The following is a 22,179-nucleotide window of genomic DNA, read 5'->3' as shown; positions in this document are numbered from 1 at the left end:
CCTGTTCTCCCATCCGTCGGCCGTTGCCGCAGATGATGTGTTATTTGAGGTACTTCCGCAGAGTAGGCAGACGGATTTGTGAGCGAAACGTGATTTTTTGCAAAAGCTTTCACGCTATAACTTCGGTGCGAAACGAGAGCGGGCGAAAGCTTATGGCGTAGCCATCTGCGTGGGTGAAAAATTTTGCAGGAGCGATTTTGAAGGAGATCACAGTTTGAAAGGAAAGTTAAATATCCAGCAAATTTCCGACCAGACGGGGCTGTCAATCAGTACAGTTTCACGGGTTCTGGCCGGAAAAAATAACACCAGCAGCAAAGCCCGCGATCGGGTTCTTGAATGCGCTAAATCACAGGGCGTTTTTGACGAACTGTCCACCGGCAGGCTGATGCTCAATAATCTGATGATCTTCGCCCCGGCCCGCGCCTTTGATGTGCGCAGTGATATTTTTTACTACAAGGTGATCCAGGGCATTCTGGCGTCCACCGCCAGTCACGAAGTGCGTGTCCGCTATTGTGCGATGGAAGAAGAAAACGCCGACGCCGCGCTGTTCATCGCCAAAATGACCGATCCGCTGACTGAAGCCGTTTTGCTGGTCGGCATCGACGATCCGCATATTCATCAGCTGGCGGCCGAAATGGCAAAACCCTGTGTGCTGGTCAATTGCCATGACCGGCATATGCGCCACGACAGCGTCAGCCCCGATCATCAGACAATGGGAGATTTCGCCTGCGATTATCTGTTCGCACAAGGCCATACGCACATCGTGACGGTGCAATGCCTGCGCCGTCATACTATGGAGCTGCGCCTGACCGGCATTAAGCAGGCATTCTCCCGCAACCATCAGACGTTCAGCGACAGCCAGCATTTGCTGAATACGTCAGGATTTGGCGCACAGGAAAGCGAACAGGCGCTGCTCGAATACCTTGATTCTCTGCCGCCGGATCAGCCGTTGCCAACAGCCATTTTGGCTGGTGGCGACTTTATGGCATCCGGCGTGGTTGCCGCGCTGGCGAAAAGAGGGCTATCAGTGCCGGGCGATATCAGCGTCATCAGCACCGACGGGTTTAACCTGGCCGAAATTCACGACGTTCCTCTGACCGCCGTTCACGTTCCGCGTGACGAGCTGGGAGCGGAAGCCATCTCCCTGCTGCAACGCCGGATGTTGCGTCCGGATGCGCCTCATACCACCCAGCTTTTGCAGGGAAAACTGGTGGTACGCAATTCTGTACGCAAAGCCACCGGCCGCGCCCTGACTCCCCGCCCGCATCTGTTGTACGATCCTTTACCGGACAGATAAATCTCATCTTTCACGGACATCGCGCAACGCAGTCCTATACTGTCTGAAGACGGCTAATCATTAGCCGCCTTTCAGTATCAGGCAGTCAGAACACCTTTCTTTCACCTGCGGGTGACACTTGATAAGGAGATTCACGATGAATCATAGTTCAGCGAAGCGTTACAACAGCGTTATTCCGCCCTATATCCTCAACCGGATTATCGAACACGGCACCGAGCCTCAGCGCAATTGCGCCAGACAAACGCTGGTACATGTGAATACGCTGATGGCGCAGCCTTACGCCAAACCGCAAAAAATCACCACAGCCAGAGCCGGTCAGGTCGAGCGTGATATTTATGACGCGAAAAATTCCACAAAACTACCCGGTGAATCGGTGCGTAAAGAAGGTCAGGCTAGCAACGGGGATGTCGCCGTGGATGAAGCCTATGATTATCTCGGCGTGACCTATGATTTCTTCTGGCAGGCGTATCAGCGCAATTCCCTCGACAATAAAGGGCTGGCGTTGCTCGGCACCGTTCACTATGACAAAGGCTATCAGAACGCTTTCTGGAATGGCCAGCAAATGGTATTCGGCGACGGTGACGGTGAGATTTTCAACCGCTTCACGATTGCGATTGACGTTGTGGGCCACGAGCTTTCCCACGGTGTGACCGAAAGCGAAGCGGGTCTCGACTATAACGGGCAATCCGGCGCGCTGAACGAATCGCTTTCTGACGTTTTCGGCTCCCTGGTGAAACAGTTCCACCTGAAGCAAACGGCAGATAAAGCCGACTGGATTATCGGCGAAGGCCTGCTGGCAAAAGGCATTCACGGCACAGGCCTGCGTTCAATGTCACATCCGGGAACGGCCTACGATGACCCGCTGCTCGGTAAAGATCCTCAACCGGCCGACATGAAAGGGTATGTAAATACCCGCGACGATAACGGCGGCGTACACATTAATTCGGGGATCCCTAACCGTGCATTCTATCTGGCGGCGACCCAACTCGGAGGCAATGCCTGGGAGCGCGCGGGGTATGTCTGGTACGACACGGTGTGTGATAAATCCCTGCCGAAGAATGCTGACTTTGTGACCTTCGCTCAGCTCACGGTGCAACATGCCGGTAAACGGTTCGACGATACCATTGCACAGGCGGTTCGTGAGGCCTGGGAGCAGGTCGGAGTGATGTAAATGAAACCTTTAGATTCGCTGGAAAGCAATGCGGTGATCGAGATTTATCGCGAAGGCGGCATTGCCTTTATTCCCAAACTCAGCGGGCCACGGCGGGTTGATCTTTCCGGAATGAGCGATGGTAAGCGGCAGGAAATCTGCCAGCTTATCAACAAAACATTGCCTTATGCGCAGGAAAAAGAAAACGCGGGTCGCGGCGACCAGCGTTATTTCCGGCTTGAGATTTATTACGCCTCGGCGGAAACCACCGCCAGTCTGGTGGTGATCATTCCTGAAACTCAGGCACCGGAAGAGCTGGTCGATTTATGGAAACAGGCACCGCCAGATGAAAATCACTCTTGCGAATAAGGGGAATAGGTAAACTGTACCCGTTTTTTAGAAATCATCCCGTGCCCGTTTTGGCAGAAATAATCGACCGCGCCGCAGGCTTTCAGTTCCTGCAACGGCTGATGGCAATCCGGGCATAACGCCGTTTGTGTGTAACTCGTCTGACAGGGTTCACAGTGAAAGTGACCGCTCACCCAGTTCATGGGCTGACTGCAAACCGGACAAAATGCATCCATCGAATATTTCCTTTAAATAACGCCCAGTGTGCGTAATAAATACAGCCCCAGAGCGGTGGTAAAAAATGATCCTAACGTGGTCACCGCAATAATATTCGCCGCCAGCGTGGCATTGCCGCCCATCGCGCGCGTCATGACATAACTACCGGCTGCCGTCGGTGTGCAGGAAAAGAGAAAAATCACACCCAGCGCGGCACCACGAAAACCGAACAGCCAGGCGCCGAACGTCATCAGCGCAGGGACAAAAATCACGCGTGAAGCCGAAGACCAGGCAGCGACATTAGAACTGCGGAACATTGCACGCCAGTCCAGACTTGCTCCGGCGCACAACATCGCCAGCGGCAGTGCCATGCCGGAAATAAAATTGCCGGTACTGGCTATCGTTGCGGGCATCGGTAAATGGCTGTGCTGGAATGCCAGACCGAGCACCAGACCGATAATCAGCGGATTCGTGATAATCCCGTGCAAGATGGGTTTCAGTCCAATCCGTTTCCCCTGCCCGCCTTTCAGGCTACGGGTCAGTGTAATCACCGACAGTACGTTGAAAAGAATCACCGTCACCGCCAGATACATTGAGCCCAGAGCAATGCCTTCATTACCGAACGCCAGCGACGCGTATGCAAGACCGGCGATACCGGTATTGGCGCGAAACCCTCCCTGCACGAAGATGCCGCGTTCGCGCGGATCTTTCACCAGTTTAAGGGCAACCAGTTCCAGCAGTAAAAAGGAAACGACGGTGGCGATCCCACCGTAAAGTGCCAGCGGGAGGTTGGAGCCGGAGGAATCATGCCCCTGCGCGACGCTGAAAAAAAGCAGGCAAGGCAGCGCAATGTTAAACACCAACCGGCTGGCTTTCTCGTTGAAATTGTCGTCCATCAGCCCGGTGCGGCGCAACATCACGCCCAGCAGTAAGATCAGTAAGTTCGGAACGGTAACGCCAAATGCAAAACTCCAGGTCTGCCAGAACATCCAGCCAGCTCCTTGCAGGAAACGTGAGACAAAAAATGGGGTACATTTTCATGCACCCCATCAGTTTAGGATTTGTTTTTCAGGTGCTGCATCAGGCGTCGGCGCTTACGTTGCTGGTGCGGCGACAGCGAGTTTTTCTTACCCTCATACGGGTTCTCGCCCTCTTTGAACTGAATGCGGATAGGCGTCCCCATCACTTTCAGTGAACGACGGAAGTAGTTCATCAGATAGCGTTTGTAGGAATCAGCCAGATCTTTCACCTGGTTACCGTGGATGACCACGATTGGCGGGTTATAGCCCCCGGCATGCGCATATTTCAGTTTAACGCGGCGACCGTTTACCAGCGGTGGCTGATGGTCGTCAGCGGCCATCTGCATGATGCGGGTCAGCATGGAAGTGCTCACGCGAGTGGTCGCGCAGGTATACGCTTCAATCACGGATTCAAACAGGTTGCCCACGCCGCTGCCGTGCAGAGCAGAAATGAAGTGGATACGCGCAAAGTCAACAAAACCGAGGCGCAGATCCAGCTGATCTTTGACCTGAGCACGGGCTTCTTCACTCATTCCGTCCCACTTGTTCACCACAATCAGCAGTGAGCGACCGCTGTTAAGGATGAAGCCCAGCAGCGAAAGATCCTGATCGGAGATACCGTCGCGGGCATCGACGACCAGCATCACGACGTTAGCATCTTCAATCGCTTTCAGCGTTTTGATAACGGAGAATTTCTCAACCGTTTCAGTGACTTTCCCGCGCTTACGGACACCGGCGGTGTCGATCAGAACGTATTCACGCTCATCACGCACCATCGGGATATAAATACTGTCACGGGTGGTACCCGGCATGTCGTAAACCACGACGCGCTCTTCACCCAGAATACGGTTAGTCAGTGTGGACTTACCCACGTTCGGACGCCCGACGATAGCCAGTTTGATCGGCAAAGTCGTTGGGTCGAAATCGTCTTCTTCATCTTCCGGGATTTCATCACCGGTTGCTTCCTGTTCAGCCCAGTAAGCGGCGTTGGCTTCTTCTTCCGTCAGCTCAACTTCTTCTGGTTTTTCGCCAACAAACGGCACCAGAACGTGTTCGATCAGTTGCGCGACGCCACGACCATGAGAAGCCGCGATTGCGTAGACTTCGCCCAGACCGAGGGAATAGAAATCGCCGATCGCACTGTCAGGATCTAAACCGTCAGTTTTGTTCGCCACCAGGAATGTCGATTTTTCACGGCTGCGAAGATGCTGGGCAATGCCCTGATCGGCAGGCATCAGGCCCGCACGTGCATCGACCATGAATAAGACGATGTCGGCTTCTTCGATTGCCAGCAGTGACTGCCCGGCCATGCGGGTTTCGACGCCATCTTCCGTACCGTCGATACCGCCGGTATCAACGATGATGAATTCATTACCCTCAATTTCTGCACGACCATACTTGCGGTCACGCGTAAGCCCCGGGAAATCCGCAACCAGCGCATCACGCGTCTTGGTTAAACGGTTAAATAAAGTGGATTTACCCACATTCGGGCGCCCTACAAGCGCAACGACAGGTATCATTTTGAAGCCTCAGTTTTTATAGATAGAGCTAAACGCAAATAGCCAGTTTGCCCGTAAAACCAGACAAACCGCTATAATTCAATTTCTTACGTCGTAATTCACACAAAGGAATTACGCTGTTTTCAGAATACGAAACGGCCCCTGAGCAATTCAGGAGCCGTTTTAATGGCCGGGATCATCCGATCTCAAAGCCAGACGCGGGTCGCGATATCAGCGTGTGAAGGAGTAAACTTCGCCGCCTTTCGCCTGCACAACCAGCTTGTCGCTTGCCACAATTGGCGCGCTCAGGAAGCCGTCGCTGTCAACTTTCTGCTGAGCCACGAAACGGCCATCAGAGGTGTTGATCCAGTGCAGATAACCTTCGGAATCGCCGACCACAAGGTAACCATTAAACAGCACAGGTGCCGTCAGATTACGGTGCAGCAAATCACTTTGACGCCACAGGCTCACGCCGCCCTGAGTATCAAGCGCCATGACGCGGTCATCCTGATCGACCAGATAAATACGGCCGCCATCCACGATGATGTCATTCACTGAACCCACATCGCGTTTCCATGCAACCTGACCAGAACGCAAATCCATCGCCACCAGATTGCCGTTGTAAGCCAGCGCATAGACAACGCCATCAACGATAACTGGCGTGGTATCCACATCGCTCAGACGGTCGATTTCAGTCGTCCCGGTGGTCTGAGAAATACGTTGCTGCCAGATCAACTGACCTTCTTTCATCAGCACAGCGCTTACGCGACCGTTATCACCGCCGACAATCGCCGCACCAAACGCAACCGCAGGCGCAGATTCGCCGCGCAGGGAGAGCGTTGGCATATCAAGGTTAGCCGTCCACTGGATTGTACCATCGGACTCGCTCAGGCCCTGCAACATACCGTTGCCGGTATGCACCAGAACCAGACCATCACTGACGACCGGGCGGGATAACGCTTCGCCCGCCACTTTGGTCTGCCATGCAATTTTACCATCAGCCGTGTTCAATGCATAAACCACAGCTTTTTCGCTGCCGACGTAAACATGATCACCGGAAACCGTCAGGCCACCGGAAAGCTGAGCGGAGATGTTGCTGGAGAGGAAACCGGTTTTTTCAGACAGGTTAATGCTCCATTTTTCCTTCCCGCTGTCCGCATCCAGTGCTTTCACTACACCAAAGCGGTCGGCGGCATAGATCGTGTTGTCCTGCCAGGCAGGATGCAGGTTGGAGTAGTATTCGCCTACGCCATTACCGACAGATTTACTCCAGACTTTCGTCGGAGTGAACTGGTTTTCAACTTTTGGCAGCGGGGACATTTTCACAACGTCTTCTTCGCTGTTAAACAATGAACAGCCACTTAGCAGGGCAACAGAAACCCATCCTACCAAGAGTGTTTTACGCAATTGCATCGGGGTTCCCCTTAGCTGGCTAAGTTGTTCAATTTCATACGCAGCATGGTTTGCAGCGTTTGAGAGGGTTTAGAATCAATTCCTTTGCTGTAGGCTTCGCGAGCGCCTTTTGCATCGCCTTTTGCCAGCAGAACATCACCGCGGATGCCTTGCTGCATTGCCACCCAGCCTTCACCCTTCACGCCGTCTAACGTTTTGAGTGCATCATCAAATTTGCCCTGCTGCATCTGGACACGAGCCAGACGTAAATTCACCAGCGAACGGAAATTATCTTCTTTAGCATGGCCTTGCGCCTGTGCCAGTTGCTTTTCAGCATTGGCGAAATCTTTCGTTTCCACGAAATGATCGGCCAGTTGCAGCGCGGCAAGCACCCCGTAAGTGTTCTCATTGCTCTGCGCAAACTTTTCGAGGTCAGCTACGCCCTGAGCGCTATTTGCGGTCAGCGACTGATTCGCTTTCTGGAAAGACGCAGAGGCTTCCGTCAAGGCTGAGTCCTGATGGCTCTGCCAGAAACGCCAGCCGCTCAGGGCTGCAATACCCAGAACTACGCCAATAGCCAGCGCTTTACCGTTTTCGGCAAAGAAGCGACGTACAGCATCAACCTGTTCATTCTCAGTGGTATAGACTTCCACAGTGCCCTTCTCCTTAACCCAACATCGAAGCCAGACGCGCAGCGAGTTCGCTTTGCGCCAGCGTTTCTTGCGTTCCACTTTGCAGGTCTTTTACCACAACCTGCAGGTTAGCGACTTCATCTTCACCCAGTACCAGGGCAACGCGTGCGCCCCATTTATCAGCACGGGCAAATTGCTTCTTGAAGTTACCGCCACCGTAGTTAGTCATCACTTTCAGTTCAGGCATTGCATCACGCAGTGTTTCAGCCAGTTGCATCGCCGCACTTTGCGTCCCCGCGCCAGACGAAATCACATAAGCGTCTACCGTCGCAGGCGCTTTGAAATCTGGATTAACAGCCTGAACCAGTAAGACCAGACGCTCCAGCCCCATCGCAAAACCGACGGCAGGTGTTGCACGGCCCCCTAATTGTTCTACCAGCCCGTCATAACGGCCACCGGCACAAACAGTGCCCTGCGCCCCCAGGCTGCTGGTTACCCATTCGAATACCGTGCGGTTGTAATAATCCAAACCGCGCACAAGTCGCTGATTAACCGTATATGGGATACCAGACTGCTCTAAAAGTTCACACAGACCTGCAAAGTGTTCTCTTGATTCTTCATCAAGATAGTCACCGAGCGCCGGCGCGTCGTTTAATAACGCCTGAACCTCCGGATTTTTGGAGTCCAGCACGCGCAGCGGATTGCTGTACATACGACGTTTGCAGTCTTCATCCAGCGCGTCTTTATGCTGTTCCAGGAAAGCCACCAGTGCATCACGATAGTTGGCGCGGGCTTCCAGAGAGCCGATAGAGTTCAGCTCCAGCGTAACGTGTTCAGAAATACCCAGCGCACGCCACCAGCGGGCACTCAGGAGGATCAGTTCAGCGTCAACGTCCGGGCCCTGCAGGCCAAAGACTTCCACACCCAACTGATTAAACTGACGATAGCGGCCTTTTTGCGGACGCTCGTAACGGAACATCGGGCCGATGTACCACAGACGTTGTTCCTGATTGTACAGCAGACCATGTTCGATACCGGCGCGTACACAGCCAGCCGTACCTTCAGGACGCAGCGTCAGGCTTTCGCCGTTGCGGTCTTCAAAAGTATACATTTCTTTTTCCACGACATCGGTCACTTCCCCGATAGCGCGTTTAAACAATGGGGTCTGCTCTACAATCGGCATACGGATTTCACTGTAGCCGTAACCGCCGAGCACTTGTTTCAACGTACCTTCGATACGTTGCCATAATGCCGTGTCTTCAGGCAGATAGTCGTTCATGCCGCGAATGGCCTGGATATTCTTTGCCACGTCAGTTCTCTATCGTTTTATAAAAAATGAACCCGATTATAGGGGGTTTGTGCCCTGCGGTTCAACGCGCAGACGCCATCCCCTACCGGGTTCAATATAATGCAGGGTATAACGATGACCCGCAACCGATGTTACTTTTCAAGATGATTGATAACGATACGTTTACTCTCATCCATAATCGCCGCTTTAGCGCGAATTTTTGCTTCTAACTGGTCAATCATATCTGTGTTATCAAAACGCTCTCTCTGACGAACGCCATCTTCGTAGAAACCGCTTTTATTATGACCGCCCGTCACACCGATCGTTGAGACCAGCGCTTCTCCAGGGCCATTCACCACGCAACCGATGATCGAAACATCCATTGGCGTAATGAGATCTTCCAGACGCTGTTCCAGCGCATTCACCGTGCCGATGACATCAAACTCCTGACGCGAACAGGTCGGGCAGGCAATAAAGTTGATCCCACGGGAACGGATGCGCAATGACTTCAGGATATCAAAACCGACTTTCACTTCTTCAACAGGATCGGCCGCCAGTGAAATACGCAGCGTGTCGCCGATACCTTCTGACAGCAGTAAACCCAGGCCGATAGCCGATTTGACGGAACCGGCGCGTAAACCGCCCGCTTCCGTGATCCCGAGGTGCAAAGGCTGAACGATTTGTTTGGCCAGCAGGCGATAAGACTCAACGGCCAGGAAAACATCAGAGGCTTTCACGCTGACTTTGAACTGGTCAAAGTTGAGGCGGTCGAGAATATCGACGTGACGCATTGCGGATTCCAGCAGCGCTTGCGGCGTAGGTTCGCCGTACTTTTCCTGGATATCTTTTTCCAGAGAGCCGCCGTTAACACCGATACGGATAGGAATATTTTTGTCGCGGGCACAATCCACTACGGAGCGGATGCGGGATTCGTTACCGATATTGCCCGGATTAATACGCAGGCAATCCACGCCGTATTCTGCAACTTGCAGCGCGATGCGGTAATCAAAATGGATATCAGCGACCAGCGGGACATTAACCTGCTGCTTGATGAGTTTGAATGCCTCTGCGGCATCCATCGTAGGCACGGAAACACGGACAATATCGACACCCACGCGTTCCAGTGATTTGATCTGTGCGACTGTCGCCGCGACGTCTGTGGTGCGGGTGTTGGTCATCGATTGCACAGCAATCGGCGCTCCGTCACCTACAGGCACCTTGCCGACATAAATCCGGGTTGATTTGCGACGGGTAATGGGTGCTTGGTTATGCATTACTTCACTCTCCATCGTTACGAGCGTCTGACAAACTGCCGATTACTCGGCAGCTAAAGTCAGGCGTGCAACACGGCTTGATTTTACAAAACGACTTAAATCAACCGGTTTGCCCTGGAATTGGATTTCCACCGCACCCGGAGCACCGATTTTCAGCTTATACGGCGCAGTGCCCTTAACGCTGAGAGACTCACCACCTTTTTTGACGCCGCTGAACAGGGTTTTACCTGATGCGTCATCGATTTGTAACCAGCAGTCAGCTTTGAAAGTCAAAGCAACAGCTTGTGGATCTGTACCTGCTACTGCGGCAGTTTGCGCATTACCGGTTGGCAGACCATTCTCAGCCGTTGTTGCTGGCTGGCTGGTAGAAACCGCTGCAGGCGCTTGGGAAGCCATTGCAGCCGGAGCATTGCCTGCGGTTGTTGCAGGTGCCGTCGTGGTATTGAGCGGGATACTGTTCTGCGGCCCGGTCGCCGGAGCAGAAGACGTATCTTCTGTTGTCGGCGCAGAGTTCGCGTTATCACCCAGTGCTACGGCTTGCCCCTGACCATTATCCTGATTCAGTTGCGCAGAAGACTGGTCAGCCATGGTGGCAATTTCCTGCTGCTGCGCCTGGTGATTTTGCCACCACCATGCACCGGTCAGACCGATTACAACAAACACCACCAGCCAGGTAAAGCCCATCAGCCAGCCATCACGTTTCTTACGAGACTTACCGAGGGAAAAACCCTGCATTGAAGCGACTTTCGGCACTTTAATGGGTGCTTGTTTACCAATCAGAGCTAACAATTCCTCTTCAGGAACATGCACCAGCTTGGCGTAAGAGCGCAGATAACCGCGCAGGAATGTCGGCGCAAGATCGGCCGGCGTCGTTTCTTCTTCGATTTGGCGAATAGTCGAGACTTTCAGACACAGGCGTTCTGCAACGGCCTGATGACTGAGACCTAACTGTTCACGAGCCTGACGCAGACGTTCGCCTGTGGTCAGTTTTACATTATTTTCTTGGGAGGCTTCAGTATTCATTAGCTAAGAACTGCTGGTACTGTTGAGATTGTGGATAACTACGCGCAAGCTGCTTACCGTAGCGTTGAACGCTATCCGGATTGCCCGCTAACGCAGCGAATCGAATTTGTAACATGATGCTTTCAGCTGTGGCTGGCAGAACATGTTGATATACATCCAGTAATAGTTTCGCCTGAGCGCGGTTCCCTTTCCCAAATTCTTTGGTTGCCTCAGTCAGCAAGGGTGCGCCTTTATCGGGATCAGCTTTTAATGCCCGGCTTAGTAACACTCGCGCTTCCTCATTCTGATTGGCCTTCAGAAAACAGTAGCCTGCATTTTCCAGACTGTCAGCGACCTGACCGTAATCAGGGGCATTAGCTGCAGCGCTAAACTGCTGTTGTGCGGGTACATACTGCCCTAAACTACACAAAAACGCACCGTAATTATTCATCACAGTGCCATTTTGCGGTGCCAGCTTCAGCGCTTGCTGGTAGCGGCTTTGAGCTGCATTCTGATCGCCGATTTTTTGCTCGTAAAGTGCCATTCCCAGCTGAGTGCGGTAATCGTCCGGCGCGCCATCGACAGCTTTCTGTAAATTCTGCTTCGCCGCGTCCATATTACCCTGAGACAGATATTCCATCCCCAGTTCCAGACGCGTTTGCGACGCGCCCGTGGCCTGTTGCGTTTCCTTCGGCGTACCTGAGCACCCCGCCAGCAGTGCAACGGAAATCCCCGCTGCAATCAGCAACTTCACACTGCCCTTCATTGTCATGCTTAATTCCCTTTATCCTGCCACCGACAATAAAACGGGATTTACCCGACCTGCGCAGTAAACCCCTCGCATACCTTACGGCTTATGGCGACTACACGGCTTTTACGGAAATCTGCTGCTCGCCTGCCATTCTTTTCTTCAGCGTACGTTTAGTACGGTCGATCACGTCGCCCGCCAGCTGACCACAGGCGGCATCAATGTCATCGCCACGTGTTTTACGCACAATCACCGTAAAACCGTAATCCATCAGCACTTTTGAGAAGCGGTCAATACGGCTGTTGGAGCTGCGACCATAAGGTGCGCCGGGGAACGGGTTCCAGGGGATCAGGTTGATTTTGCACGGCGTATTTTTCAGGCGCTCGGCCAGTTCATGCGCATGTTCGGTGCCATCATTGATGTGGTCGAGCATGACATATTCGATGGTCACGCGGCCCTGATTAGCGTTGGATTTACTAATATAACGCTCAACGGCTGCCAGGAACGTATCGATATTGTATTTGCGGTTAATCGGCACGATTTCGTCGCGGATGGTGTCATTTGGCGCATGCAGGGAAATCGCCAGCGCCACGTCAATCATGTCACCGAGCTTATCCAGCGCAGGCACTACACCGGAGGTGGAGAGCGTAACGCGACGTTTAGACAGACCAAAACCGAAATCGTCCAGCATGATTTCCATGGCCGGAACCACGTTGTTCAGGTTCAGCAAAGGCTCGCCCATCCCCATCATCACCACGTTGGTGATAGGACGCGTACCGGTTACTTTTGCCGCACCGATGATTTTTGCCGCACGCCACACCTGGCCGATGATTTCGGACACGCGCAGGTTGCGGTTAAAACCCTGCTGGGCGGTTGAGCAGAAAGTACATTCCAGCGCACAACCTACCTGAGACGAAACGCAAAGCGTCGCACGTTCTCCGTCCGGAATATACACGGTTTCGACCAACTGGCTGCCCACCTGGATTGCCCATTTGATGGTGCCATCGGTTGAACGTTGTTCTGACGCCACTTCCGGCGCACGAATTTCTGCAACGCGGGCCAGTTTTTCACGCAGCGGCTTGTTGATATCGGTCATTTGCTCGAAATCATCGCTGCAGTAGTGGTACATCCACTTCATGACCTGGTCAGCACGGAACGGTTTCTCGCCCATGTTGAGGAAGAACTCGCGCATTTGTTTGCGGTTAAGGTCAAGAAGGTTAATTTTTGCGGCTGCAGGCGGCACGACTGTGTTTACGGCTTCAGCGGAAACGGGAGTGTTCTCAGACAAGGTATGCTCGGGCGTGTTTGATTCTAACATGATGAAAAATGGCCTCGTTGTTACACGTTATGGCGTATTGGAAGTGCAGAACCTTCACTTTTTCAGAAACTGACGGCCTGCAAATAAAGTGCGCCCCGACGAGGCTGGCTCATTCGGGGCGCACATTGTACAAATTTTAGGGCAGTGTTGCCATGTTTGGAAGGCGCCTGTTACAAAATTCTTGCGAATTTGCGGCCTGTCTTCCAGCAACGGGTGCCAAAATCTTAACGCGGGCAGATTTCGCTTTCGGTGAAGAAGTAAGCGATTTCGCGTTGTGCAGATTCTACAGCGTCAGAACCGTGAACAGCGTTAGCGGTGAAGCTGTCAGCGAAGTCTGCACGCAGGGTACCGGCCAGCGCGTTCTCTGGGTTAGTTGCGCCCATGATGTCGCGGTTACGCTGAACAGCATTTTCGCCTTCCAGAACCTGAACCATGATCGGGCCAGACGTCATGAACTCAACCAAACCATCGAAGAAAGGACGGCCTTTATGTTCAGCGTAGAAGCCTTCAGCCTGCTCTTTCGTCAGTTTCAGCATTTTAGACGCGATGATAGTGAAACCTGCGCGTTCGAAACGTGCGTAGATAGCGCCGATATCGTTGTTAGCGACGGAGTTTGGCTTGATGATGGAGAAAGTACGTTGGATAGTCATGAAAAACCTCTGTCTGACTTTTATAGGTAGGGCCGGTTAATTTAATGTTATACCTGCCGTAAAATGGCGGTGATTATAGGGAGCGAAGTTACGATTGCCTACCTGAATCACAACATTTAATTAAAAAATTGTGTCATTGATTCACTATCACACCCAAACCGCCCATCTTTCGTAAACAAAGCGGAAGAGAACGGCATTCTTCAGCCTCTTCCGCGTGAACATTACGCCTGACCGGATGAAGGAATAATGTTGCGCAGCCAGCTGCCCCACTTGCGCTGATAGAACGGCTGCGTATGGCTGATCAGATAGTGGCTGATGCCACGCTCTTTTTCGGAAACGATACAGAAATCCACCGGGCGATCGTCCGGGGACGTTTCACTCGCCACATTTCCGGCTTCGCGGATCAGCGCGTCGATCTCCTGCTCATCGCCGTCGGCTTCAACGCCAATCAACAGGTTTGGCTGGTCATCCACGGCTTTATCGTGGATCAGCGCCATAAAAGCCCGGCGTACCGGCTTTTTCTGAGTGAACAGCGTCGTTAAGGCATCAATCATTGCGGAAGGATATTCCTCCGGCTGACCAATCAATAACTGGCTTTCTTTATCCAGCATCAGCTCCGACGGCGCATGTAAACCGCCGTTACTCAGCAGCAGCGTCACTTCGTTTGGCGTGAATTCCTTTCCGTATTCCGATTTAGGATTCAGAAACAGCTCATCGCCCTGCGTCATTTCAAACAACACGCGGGCTGGCAACGCAACAAACGCCTGCTCGTCCGGGCTTTCGCCCGCACTGGCTTTTTCGAGCACATCGACTGAAGAGAAGAAAGGAATGATCGAGCTTCCATCCTGTTTTTCCCAGTGCAGGATATTAAGCTCGCTACCGGCAGTAATCGCCACACTGCCCTGCTTTTCTGCACCATCCTGACCGGCATCGCCCAGCACGAAAACGGTAGAATCCAGCAAGGTCTGGTAAAACGCCGGACGCCAGGCAGGTGCGGTAACGGACAGGCGAAGCAGACGCTCCAGCTCGTTTTCTCCGTTTTCCGCTGCGGCACCCGAAGGGAGATGATCGTGTGGGACACTCATAGTACTGACTCCGGTAAGGGTATAAAACGGGGCGCTGATGAGCGCCCCGTTATTCTTACTTAAACAAATGATTTTATTATTTAGACTTCGCTAACAATAAGTTCGCCACGGTACGCACACCCAGACCGGTCGCACCAGCAGACCACTGGTCTGCCGCGCTTTTACGGTAAGTTGCCGAACAGTCGATGTGCAGCCAGCCTTTCTTATATTCAGTGACGAAATGAGACAGGAAAGCCGCTGCTGTACTTGCGCCCGCCGTATGCGAAGGACCGGCGATGTTGTTCAGTTCCGCAAAATTAGAAGGCAGATGCGAACGGTGGAACTCTTCCAGCGGCAGACGCCAGAACGGTTCGTGTTCTTCTTTCGCACTTTCCAGCAGCTCAGCCACCAGCGCATCATCAAAGCTGAACAGCGCGTGATAATCGTTGCCCAATGCAGTTTTGGCCGCACCGGTCAGCGTTGCCGCGTCAATGATCAGTTCCGGATTTTGCGCAGAGGCGTCGATCAAACCATCGGCCAGCACCAGACGGCCTTCGGCGTCGGTGTTCATCACTTCAACCGTTTTACCGTTGCGATAGCGGATAATATCGCCCAGTTTCAGCGCATTGCCGCTGACCATATTGTCGGCGCAGCACAGATACAGTTTTACACGTTTATTCAGGCCGTTTGCCGCCGCCAGCGCCAGTGCGCCGGTCAGGGTAGCCGCGCCGCCCATGTCAGCTTTCATGGAGTCCATGGAAGCGCTCGGTTTCAGGCTGTAGCCGCCGGTGTCAAAAGTAATCCCTTTGCCGACCAGACAGGCGTAAACCGGGGCTTCTGCGTCACCGGACGGGTTGTAATCCAGTGCCAGCAGAACCGGCTGGCGGTCAGAGCCACGGCCCACCGTGTGGATGCCCATGTAGCTTTGCTGACGCAGATCTTCACCTTTGGTGATGCGGTAGCTGACTTTTTCGTTACCAAATTCACACATCAGATCGACAGCGCGGGTCGCCAGTTGTTCCGGAGACAAATCTTCCGCCGGGGTATTGATGGTGTTACGCACCCAGTCGATAATTTTCAGGCGTTGTTTCAGCGTGGTGGTGTCATCTTCAGATAACTCGGCCCACTCCACATTGCGCGTGCCTTTCGGGCCACGGAAACCCTGCCAGAAAGCCCAGCTGTTTTCGAGATCCCAGCCTTCGCCTGCCAGTTTGACGTTTTTCACGCCCTGACCATCGATACGGCGTGCCGCACGGGCAATCGCAGTCAGCGCATCGCCCTCTTTCAGATGGATGGTAATGCCTTCGGAATCGGTGCTCAGCGTGGCTTTCTCACCCCAGCGGGCGTCTGCTGGCTGGGACGAAAGGAACACGGACATGGCTTCATGGGTGATTACTTCGGAACTCATAACAGCACTCCTGAATTATTATTTTCAAAGACAAGTTTTATCTTCAATGAAAGTCTTTTCTTCAATGACAGGTAAATCGCCCTTATAACAGGGAGACTTCACAGTAAATGTCAGGCTTTCGCCGTGTAAACCGGTGGCAATTCACGCAGACGGTGGACAGATTTCACCACCAGCGCAATCGCATATTCAATTTCTTCTTCCGTCGTCCAGCGGCCCAGAGAGAAACGCAAAGAGGCGTGTGCCAGCTCTTCATTGATACCGAGCGCGCGCAAAACATAAGAAGGCTCAAGGCTGGCAGACGTACAGGCAGATCCGGAGGAAACTGCCAGATCTTTCAGCGCCATAATCAGGGATTCCCCTTCAACGCCGGCGAAACTGACGTTCAGAATATTCGGCGCAGCGTGTCTGGCGGAGCCGTTCATAAAGACGTGGTCCAGCGCCTGAATACCTTTCCACAGACGGTCACGAAGCATAGTCAGACGTTCAACTTCCGTCACCCTTTCTTCTCTGGCGATGCGATAGGCCTCACCCATCCCGACAATCTGATGCACCGGCAACGTGCCGGAACGCATACCGCGTTCATGCCCGCCGCCGTGGATTTGTGCTTCAATACGGACCTTCGGTTTACGGCGCACATACAGCGCACCGATGCCTTTCGGGCCGTAAATCTTATGCGCGGAAAACGACATCAAATCGACCGGCAACTCGCTGAGATCAATATCAATTTTCCCTACGCTTTGGGTCGCATCGACGTGGAACAACACGCCACGACTGCGGCACAATTCGCCAATCGTCGCGATATCCTGCACCACGCCGATTTCGTTATTCACCTGCATGATGGATACCAGGATCGTGTCCGGGCGCATCGCGGCTTCAATGGCCACTGGCGTGATAAAACCGTCAGCCTGTGGCGTGAGATACGTGACGTCAAAACCTTCGTTTTCCAGCTGATGGCAGGTATCGAGCACCGCTTTATGTTCAGTCTGGCTGGTGATGATGTGTTTGCCTTTCTCACGTTGAGCGTGCGCGGCACCTTTGATCGCCAGATTATCGGATTCTGTTGCGCCGGAAGTGAATACGATTTCACGCGGATCGGCATTAATCAGCTCGGCAATCTGGTTGCGCGCCACATCCACCGCCTCTTCGGCCTGCCAGCCAAAACGGTGAGAACGTGAAGCCGGATTACCGAAAGTACCGTCCAGTGTCAGACACTGCATCATTTTCTCAGCAACGCGCGGATCAACCGGCGTAGTGGCAGAATAATCGAGATAAATAGGTAGTTTCATGGCAGGCAAGCTCCGGACTGCGCGTTCTGTTGCGAACGAAAGAATTAAAAAACGACATCCAGTTTAAAACGGCTTCACGAATTCTTAAAAGGGAAATGACGCTTTGCGGGCACTAAACGGTAAGTATTGGCGTCTGAAAATGCAAAAACCCGCGGAAATGTGAATTCCCACGGGCTTCTTAAAACGTAAATCTCAACATTCCCTAAATCATTCGTGTCGCATCAAGGCGGCAACGGAGCAAATCCCCGGGAGCATACAATAGTATGTGACCGGGGTTTGCGACGGCAGCCAACGCCGGGGCGGCGCGAAGGATGACGGGAATTAGGCTCGAAGATTTACATTGATCGTTTCCATCTGACGGCCATTCGGCTGACGACGGATTTCACCGTTCTGACGGTCGGCCACTTCCAGGATTTCCTGGTTGTTGACCAGTTCTGCCAGTGTGATGTTATTGAGGAAACCGCTGATACGTTCGCTCAGATCACGCCACAACGTGTGCGTCAGGCAACGTTCGCCGTTCTGGCAGCCTTCTTTACCCTGACAACGGGTCGCATCGACAGATTCGTCAACGGCAGTGATCACCGCGCCAACCGCGATATCACCGGAATCTTTACCCAGCAGATAACCACCGCCCGGACCACGAACACTGGCAACCAAACCATTTTTACGTAAACGCGAGAACAACTGCTCCAGATAAGAAAGAGAAATACCCTGACGCTCAGAAATATCAGCCAGTGGTACGGGTCCTTCCTGTGAATGCAGTGCAACATCGAGCATAGCGGTTACGGCATAACGGCCTTTGGATGTCAGTCTCATAGCATGGTTACCTGTTTTAAATGTCTTTTAAAAACGCACGGATGCGGTTGATGCAAATGAGTCTGACATTCCCGAGTAAATCAGTCAACTATTTAACCGAGTAATTTACTCAAGTATTACACTGCGGGGGAAAAGGCGTTTTTGCCTCCACGGAGGAAGGCATCGCAACCTAATGATTCACAAAACGAAAGGCGTTTTAATAACCAAAAAAAACAGGCTTATTCTTTGTTGTTATGCGTCTTTTCAATGGACGTCAGAATGCCGCGCAGGATGTTTAATTCCTGAGATTCAGGTCGTGCACGGGTAAACAGACGGCGCAATTTGCTCATGACCTGACCCGGATGTGCCTGGCGAATGAAGCCGGTTTCCAGCAGCGTCTGTTCCAGATGCTGATAAAAACGTTCCAGATCGTCGACCAGCGGATACGGCGATTCTTCGTATTCCACTTGTGGTTTAGCCGCTTCAAGCAACGCAAGATGCGCGACGCGAACTTCATACGCAATAATCTGCACGGCCATCGCCAGATTCAGCGAGCTGTATTCCGGATTCGCCGGAATGCAGACGTGGTAGTTACATTTTTGCAGTTCTTCATTGGTCAGCCCGACGCGTTCGCGCCCGAAGACCAGCGCAACCGGCGCGGTTTGTGCCGCTTTGGCGCTGTGCTCACCGCATTCACGCGGGTCAAGCATCGGCCACGGTAGCGTGCGGGAACGCGCACTGGTGCCGATCACCAGACTACAGCCGGACAGGGCTTCATCCAGCGTATCCACGATGGTGGCGTTGCCAATCACATCGCTGGCACCGGCAGATAAAGAGATAGCCTGAGAATCAGGTTTCACCAGCGGATTCACCAGATAAAGGCTTGATAACCCCATGGTTTTCATGGCACGAGCAGTAGAACCCATGTTACCGGTGTGGGACGTTTCAACTAAGACAATGCGGATATTTGGCAGCATACAAACTCTGGGCAGACGGAAAATCACAACAGCCTAACACAACGGTAGTTAATTTTCAGAACCCCTGCTATACTGCGCGCCGTTTCCCGTATTCCCGTTCTTTAACATCCTAGTTGGAAGATATCCATGCATCCGATGCTCACCATCGCCGTGCGCGCTGCGCGCAAGGCCGGTAACCTGATTGCCAAACATTACGAAACGCCAGACTCTGTAGAATCTACTCAAAAAGGTACCAACGATTTTGTTACCAACGTAGATCGCGATGCGGAGCATATGATTATCGATGTGATTCGCAAATCCTACCCAAAACACACCATTATCAGTGAAGAGTGTGGCGAGCTGGAAGGCGAAGACAAAGACGTACAATGGATTATCGACCCGCTGGATGGCACCACCAACTTCGTTAAACGCTTCCCACATTTCGCTGTTTCTATCGCCGTGCGCATCAAAGGCCGCACAGAAGTCGCGGTAGTATACGATCCAATGCGTAACGAACTGTTCACCGCAACCCGTGGTCAGGGCGCACAGCTTAACGGTTACCGTCTGCGCGGCACTAACGCGAAAGATCTCGACGGTACCATTCTGGCGACCGGTTTCCCGTTCAAAGCCAAACAACACGCAAAAAGCTACATGAACGTCGTGGGCAAACTGTTCACCGAATGTGCAGATTTCCGTCGCACCGGTTCTGCTGCGCTGGATCTGGCTTACGTGGCGGCTGGCCGCGTTGACGGCTTCTTCGAAATCGCTCTGAAGCCCTGGGATTTCGCCGGTGGCGAACTGCTGGTTCGTGAATCAGGCGGCGTTGTCACTGATTTCGTTGGCGGCCATAACCATTTCTCTTCCGGTAACATCGTTGCCGGTAACCCACGCGTCGTTAAAGGTATCCTGATGACCATGCGTGATGAACTGAGCGAAGCGCTGAAGCGTTAATTTCGCCGGTTTCGGGTCGTAAGATCCAGGAAAAACGGACGTCCATTGATTGGGCGTCCGTTTTTTTATGTCTGCGGTTTGGGACTGGCCGCGTAATGATTAACGCCCGAAAGGCCCGCCGGTAATCGGAGAAACGTCGCCGCCGCCGGTGTTGTAAAGCAAAATGCCCACCACCAGCAACACAATCCCGCCGGTCAGTGCCAGCAAAGACCAGGCGATGCGCTGCCACGCGGCAGGCGTCCGGCTGGCGCTCAGTTTTACCGCCAGCGAACGGCTGTAAAAAACCAGTACGCCGATGAGCGACACGGTTAGCGACGTGCCGATGGCCATCGTGAGGGCAGAAATCACGCCCCAGCTGTAAACGCCGATCACTTTGGAGAACAGCAGAACCATGATCGCACCGGAGCACGGGCGCAAGCCCATCGCCAGCACAATCGCGATTTGCGTACGTAAATCACCGCCCGCCTGAAGCTGCTGATCGCTCGGCACATGCTGATGCCCGCATCCACAGTGTTCGTCATGAACGTGCGGCTGAGCGCCAAGCGGAGAAAGGCTGTGAATGCGCATGGCCGGTGCTGGCTGTAAACTTTTGATCGTCTGCCAGACCCGTTTAAGCGCCCGCCAGCACAGCAATAATCCAAGCAAAATTACCAGAATGAAACTGCCCCGCTCCATCCAGAAACTGCTCTGATGAAGCTGGCGTGAAGAAAGTTGTAAAACGCCAAGCACAACACTGACCAGCAAAATCGCCACCAGCCCCTGCACAAGGGCGGAGGCAAACGTCAGTTTCAGGCTGTTTTTCAGGCGTGACGGATGCGTAGCCAGATAGGTCGTGATAACGATTTTTCCGTGCCCCGGCCCGATGGCGTGAACCACACCATAAATCAGACTGAAACCCGCCAGGGTCATGCCTGCCTGTAACGGATTTTCTTTCACCTGCCGCAAAAGCCCGGCCAGTTCCTGATGTAAACCCCGCTGCCAGATAATGCTGCTGAGCAAAATTCGCGGCCAGTAGTGGAACAGAGCAAACGCCCCGACCGCCAGCAGGATCATAAAGACCGCCAGAGGCCATAAATCCCGCCAGGAAAAGGTTTTCGATGACGTTGAAGTTAATGACATTCGAGCGTGACCTTCTGGGCAAATTGCTGACCAAGATCCATGTTTTCCGGCGGCGCATCGGCCTTATCCAGCGACAACGCGTAGCTTTGCAGCGAGGCGTCGGGTTTCGGGGTAAACAACGCCAGCGTACAGCGCTTTTCCAGATCCGGCGGAAGGTGCAGCGCGGTTTTATCTTTGTACGTCATATCGACAAAATAAGAAGGATCGAAGGTCGAGAACTGCATCGGTTTTCCCACCAGCGGTTGCGGGTGCGCCAGCGGGAGCACAAACTCCAGCACCGCCTGATCGCCTTTGCGGGAAAGTGCATATTCACTGGGCAGATCAAGATATTTCACCGGTTTGCCTTCACGGTAGAAATCGGTGAAATAGTGCTGGCTGAGCACCCGCGCCATGACTTCTGCCGCCAGTTTCTTCCAGACATCCGATCCCGCTTTGGCATTCTGCGCGTCATACAGCAGATCGGCGGAGGTGATTTCGTCCATCGTCCAGACCATTTTCAGCCCGGTGAGCGACGTTGCGTCCGCCACCAGCGTGGTCTGCATATCAATAAAGCTGTGCGGATGTGCCAGCACACTGGCTGGCAGGCACATGAGCGCTAAACCCAGCCATTTCGCACAGCGGGAAACAGGCCGGTTCCTGGCATTATTCAAGATCATCTCCCTGTAAAGCGCCATCAATTGTTACTTAGTAACAGTATTTTGCTGTGCATTTAAGCGGTCGTCAAAAATATCTGTGATCTGAGTTGTAAGCCGGAGTAAAACCCGATG

Annotated in this window: 22 protein-coding genes; 4 read left to right on the top strand and 18 right to left on the bottom strand. The window is 53.1% G+C overall.

Translation table 11 applies throughout. From position 1 onward, the window contains the following. Positions 1 to 214 precede the first annotated feature (214 nt). The 3 genes from BV494_RS00535 (at position 215) to BV494_RS00525 (ending at position 2,816) form a co-directional block, all read left to right on the top strand. Positions 215 to 1,297: a LacI family DNA-binding transcriptional regulator gene (locus tag BV494_RS00535; RefSeq protein WP_104921078.1), complete on the top strand. Its 1,083-nt coding sequence runs from the start codon at positions 215 to 217 to the stop codon at positions 1,295 to 1,297. Between the two features lie 136 nt (positions 1,298 to 1,433). Continuing rightward, a complete protein-coding gene (locus BV494_RS00530; protein WP_104921077.1) occupies positions 1,434 to 2,468 on the top strand; it encodes a M4 family metallopeptidase in 1,035 nt (344 codons plus the stop codon). Beyond that, the gene (locus BV494_RS00525) at positions 2,469 to 2,816 is read left to right on the top strand and encodes a protealysin inhibitor emfourin (protein WP_104921076.1); all 348 of its coding nucleotides are present in this window, start codon (positions 2,469 to 2,471) and stop codon (positions 2,814 to 2,816) included. On the opposite strand, the gene BV494_RS00520 is transcribed toward BV494_RS00525, so the two are convergent. The 16 genes from BV494_RS00520 to trmJ all read right to left on the bottom strand — a co-directional run bounded on the left by BV494_RS00520 (position 2,801) and on the right by trmJ (position 19,363). After that, positions 2,801 to 3,031, bottom strand: coding sequence for a zinc ribbon domain-containing protein (locus BV494_RS00520; RefSeq protein ID WP_104921075.1), 231 nt, complete (start codon positions 3,029 to 3,031; stop codon positions 2,801 to 2,803). The genes BV494_RS00525 and BV494_RS00520 overlap by 16 nt on opposite strands. A gap of 12 nt (positions 3,032 to 3,043) precedes the next feature. Then, a complete protein-coding gene (locus BV494_RS00515) occupies positions 3,044 to 4,000 on the bottom strand; it encodes an AEC family transporter (RefSeq protein WP_104921074.1) in 957 nt (318 codons plus the stop codon). Between the two features lie 65 nt (positions 4,001 to 4,065). Continuing rightward, a complete protein-coding gene (gene der / locus BV494_RS00510) occupies positions 4,066 to 5,550 on the bottom strand; it encodes a ribosome biogenesis GTPase Der (protein ID WP_104921073.1) in 1,485 nt (494 codons plus the stop codon). 210 nt (positions 5,551 to 5,760) lie between these two features. Beyond that, complete coding sequence (gene bamB, locus BV494_RS00505; protein WP_104921072.1) at positions 5,761 to 6,942, bottom strand: outer membrane protein assembly factor BamB; 1,182 nt, start codon at positions 6,940 to 6,942, stop codon at positions 5,761 to 5,763. An 11-nt stretch (positions 6,943 to 6,953) separates the two neighbouring features. After that, positions 6,954 to 7,574, bottom strand: coding sequence for a YfgM family protein (locus tag BV494_RS00500; RefSeq protein WP_104921071.1), 621 nt, complete (start codon positions 7,572 to 7,574; stop codon positions 6,954 to 6,956). Between the two features lie 13 nt (positions 7,575 to 7,587). Continuing rightward, complete coding sequence (hisS, locus tag BV494_RS00495; protein WP_104921070.1) at positions 7,588 to 8,862, bottom strand: histidine--tRNA ligase; 1,275 nt, start codon at positions 8,860 to 8,862, stop codon at positions 7,588 to 7,590. Between the two features lie 131 nt (positions 8,863 to 8,993). Continuing rightward, positions 8,994 to 10,115 carry a flavodoxin-dependent (E)-4-hydroxy-3-methylbut-2-enyl-diphosphate synthase gene (gene ispG / locus BV494_RS00490; protein ID WP_104921069.1) on the bottom strand — a complete coding sequence of 374 codons (1,122 nt, stop codon included), beginning with the start codon at positions 10,113 to 10,115 and terminating at the stop codon, positions 8,994 to 8,996. 42 nt (positions 10,116 to 10,157) lie between these two features. Further along, a complete protein-coding gene (gene rodZ / locus BV494_RS00485; RefSeq protein WP_104921068.1) occupies positions 10,158 to 11,138 on the bottom strand; it encodes a cytoskeleton protein RodZ in 981 nt (326 codons plus the stop codon). After that, complete coding sequence (gene pilW / locus BV494_RS00480) at positions 11,128 to 11,889, bottom strand: type IV pilus biogenesis/stability protein PilW (protein ID WP_104921067.1); 762 nt, start codon at positions 11,887 to 11,889, stop codon at positions 11,128 to 11,130. The genes rodZ and pilW overlap by 11 nt, the downstream gene beginning before the upstream one ends. A gap of 91 nt (positions 11,890 to 11,980) precedes the next feature. Further along, positions 11,981 to 13,183, bottom strand: a complete 1,203-nt coding sequence (rlmN, locus tag BV494_RS00475) for a dual-specificity RNA methyltransferase RlmN (protein WP_104921066.1) — start codon at positions 13,181 to 13,183, stop codon at positions 11,981 to 11,983. A gap of 224 nt (positions 13,184 to 13,407) precedes the next feature. Continuing rightward, positions 13,408 to 13,833: a nucleoside-diphosphate kinase gene (ndk, locus tag BV494_RS00470; RefSeq protein ID WP_101076359.1), complete on the bottom strand. Its 426-nt coding sequence runs from the start codon at positions 13,831 to 13,833 to the stop codon at positions 13,408 to 13,410. A gap of 221 nt (positions 13,834 to 14,054) precedes the next feature. After that, positions 14,055 to 14,918: an enhanced serine sensitivity protein SseB gene (sseB, locus tag BV494_RS00465; protein WP_104921065.1), complete on the bottom strand. Its 864-nt coding sequence runs from the start codon at positions 14,916 to 14,918 to the stop codon at positions 14,055 to 14,057. Between the two features lie 76 nt (positions 14,919 to 14,994). Further along, entirely contained in the window at positions 14,995 to 16,305 is a 1,311-nt protein-coding gene (gene pepB / locus BV494_RS00460; RefSeq protein WP_439958370.1) for an aminopeptidase PepB, read from the bottom strand. Between the two features lie 110 nt (positions 16,306 to 16,415). Next, entirely contained in the window at positions 16,416 to 17,591 is a 1,176-nt protein-coding gene (locus tag BV494_RS00455; RefSeq protein WP_104921064.1) for an IscS subfamily cysteine desulfurase, read from the bottom strand. 321 nt (positions 17,592 to 17,912) lie between these two features. Further along, positions 17,913 to 18,407, bottom strand: coding sequence for a Fe-S cluster assembly transcriptional regulator IscR (gene iscR / locus BV494_RS00450; protein ID WP_101076364.1), 495 nt, complete (start codon positions 18,405 to 18,407; stop codon positions 17,913 to 17,915). A 218-nt stretch (positions 18,408 to 18,625) separates the two neighbouring features. Further along, entirely contained in the window at positions 18,626 to 19,363 is a 738-nt protein-coding gene (gene trmJ / locus BV494_RS00445; RefSeq protein ID WP_104921063.1) for a tRNA (cytosine(32)/uridine(32)-2'-O)-methyltransferase TrmJ, read from the bottom strand. 126 nt (positions 19,364 to 19,489) lie between these two features. Here trmJ and suhB point away from each other — a divergent pair, with 126 nt between their 5' ends. Continuing rightward, the gene (suhB, locus tag BV494_RS00440) at positions 19,490 to 20,293 is read left to right on the top strand and encodes an inositol-1-monophosphatase (RefSeq protein ID WP_104921062.1); all 804 of its coding nucleotides are present in this window, start codon (positions 19,490 to 19,492) and stop codon (positions 20,291 to 20,293) included. Between the two features lie 99 nt (positions 20,294 to 20,392). On the opposite strand, the gene BV494_RS00435 is transcribed toward suhB, so the two are convergent. Both BV494_RS00435 and BV494_RS00430 read right to left on the bottom strand, forming a co-directional pair. Continuing rightward, positions 20,393 to 21,412 carry a nickel/cobalt transporter gene (locus tag BV494_RS00435; RefSeq protein ID WP_104921061.1) on the bottom strand — a complete coding sequence of 340 codons (1,020 nt, stop codon included), beginning with the start codon at positions 21,410 to 21,412 and terminating at the stop codon, positions 20,393 to 20,395. Next, the gene (locus BV494_RS00430) at positions 21,403 to 22,002 is read right to left on the bottom strand and encodes a DUF1007 family protein (protein ID WP_226790097.1); all 600 of its coding nucleotides are present in this window, start codon (positions 22,000 to 22,002) and stop codon (positions 21,403 to 21,405) included. Before BV494_RS00430 ends, BV494_RS00435 begins: the two co-directional genes overlap by 10 nt. Positions 22,003 to 22,179 lie beyond the last annotated feature (177 nt).

This window comes from Rahnella sikkimica (genome assembly GCF_002951615.1).
Classification (GTDB): domain Bacteria; phylum Pseudomonadota; class Gammaproteobacteria; order Enterobacterales; family Enterobacteriaceae; genus Rahnella; species Rahnella sikkimica.
The sequence above is the reverse complement of the archived record's forward strand: the minus strand, read 5'-3'. Positions and strand labels throughout refer to the sequence as shown.

Coding starts and splice junctions, on each gene's coding strand:
- BV494_RS00530 (WP_104921077.1), top strand. CDS start 1,434: ATGAATCATAGTTCAGCGAAGCGTTACAACAGCGTTATTCCGCCCTAT.
- BV494_RS00525 (WP_104921076.1), top strand. CDS start 2,469: ATGAAACCTTTAGATTCGCTGGAAAGCAATGCGGTGATCGAGATTTAT.
- BV494_RS00520 (WP_104921075.1), bottom strand. CDS start 3,031: ATGGATGCATTTTGTCCGGTTTGCAGTCAGCCCATGAACTGGGTGAGC.
- BV494_RS00515 (WP_104921074.1), bottom strand. CDS start 4,000: ATGTTCTGGCAGACCTGGAGTTTTGCATTTGGCGTTACCGTTCCGAAC.
- der (WP_104921073.1), bottom strand. CDS start 5,550: ATGATACCTGTCGTTGCGCTTGTAGGGCGCCCGAATGTGGGTAAATCC.
- bamB (WP_104921072.1), bottom strand. CDS start 6,942: ATGCAATTGCGTAAAACACTCTTGGTAGGATGGGTTTCTGTTGCCCTG.
- ispG (WP_104921069.1), bottom strand. CDS start 10,115: ATGCATAACCAAGCACCCATTACCCGTCGCAAATCAACCCGGATTTAT.
- rodZ (WP_104921068.1), bottom strand. CDS start 11,138: ATGAATACTGAAGCCTCCCAAGAAAATAATGTAAAACTGACCACAGGC.
- pilW (WP_104921067.1), bottom strand. CDS start 11,889: ATGACAATGAAGGGCAGTGTGAAGTTGCTGATTGCAGCGGGGATTTCC.
- rlmN (WP_104921066.1), bottom strand. CDS start 13,183: ATGTTAGAATCAAACACGCCCGAGCATACCTTGTCTGAGAACACTCCC.
- ndk (WP_101076359.1), bottom strand. CDS start 13,833: ATGACTATCCAACGTACTTTCTCCATCATCAAGCCAAACTCCGTCGCT.
- sseB (WP_104921065.1), bottom strand. CDS start 14,918: ATGAGTGTCCCACACGATCATCTCCCTTCGGGTGCCGCAGCGGAAAAC.
- pepB (WP_439958370.1), bottom strand. CDS start 16,305: ATGAGTTCCGAAGTAATCACCCATGAAGCCATGTCCGTGTTCCTTTCG.
- BV494_RS00455 (WP_104921064.1), bottom strand. CDS start 17,591: ATGAAACTACCTATTTATCTCGATTATTCTGCCACTACGCCGGTTGAT.
- iscR (WP_101076364.1), bottom strand. CDS start 18,407: ATGAGACTGACATCCAAAGGCCGTTATGCCGTAACCGCTATGCTCGAT.
- trmJ (WP_104921063.1), bottom strand. CDS start 19,363: ATGCTGCCAAATATCCGCATTGTCTTAGTTGAAACGTCCCACACCGGT.
- suhB (WP_104921062.1), top strand. CDS start 19,490: ATGCATCCGATGCTCACCATCGCCGTGCGCGCTGCGCGCAAGGCCGGT.
- BV494_RS00435 (WP_104921061.1), bottom strand. CDS start 21,412: ATGTCATTAACTTCAACGTCATCGAAAACCTTTTCCTGGCGGGATTTA.
- BV494_RS00430 (WP_226790097.1), bottom strand. CDS start 22,002: ATGTGCCTGCCAGCCAGTGTGCTGGCACATCCGCACAGCTTTATTGAT.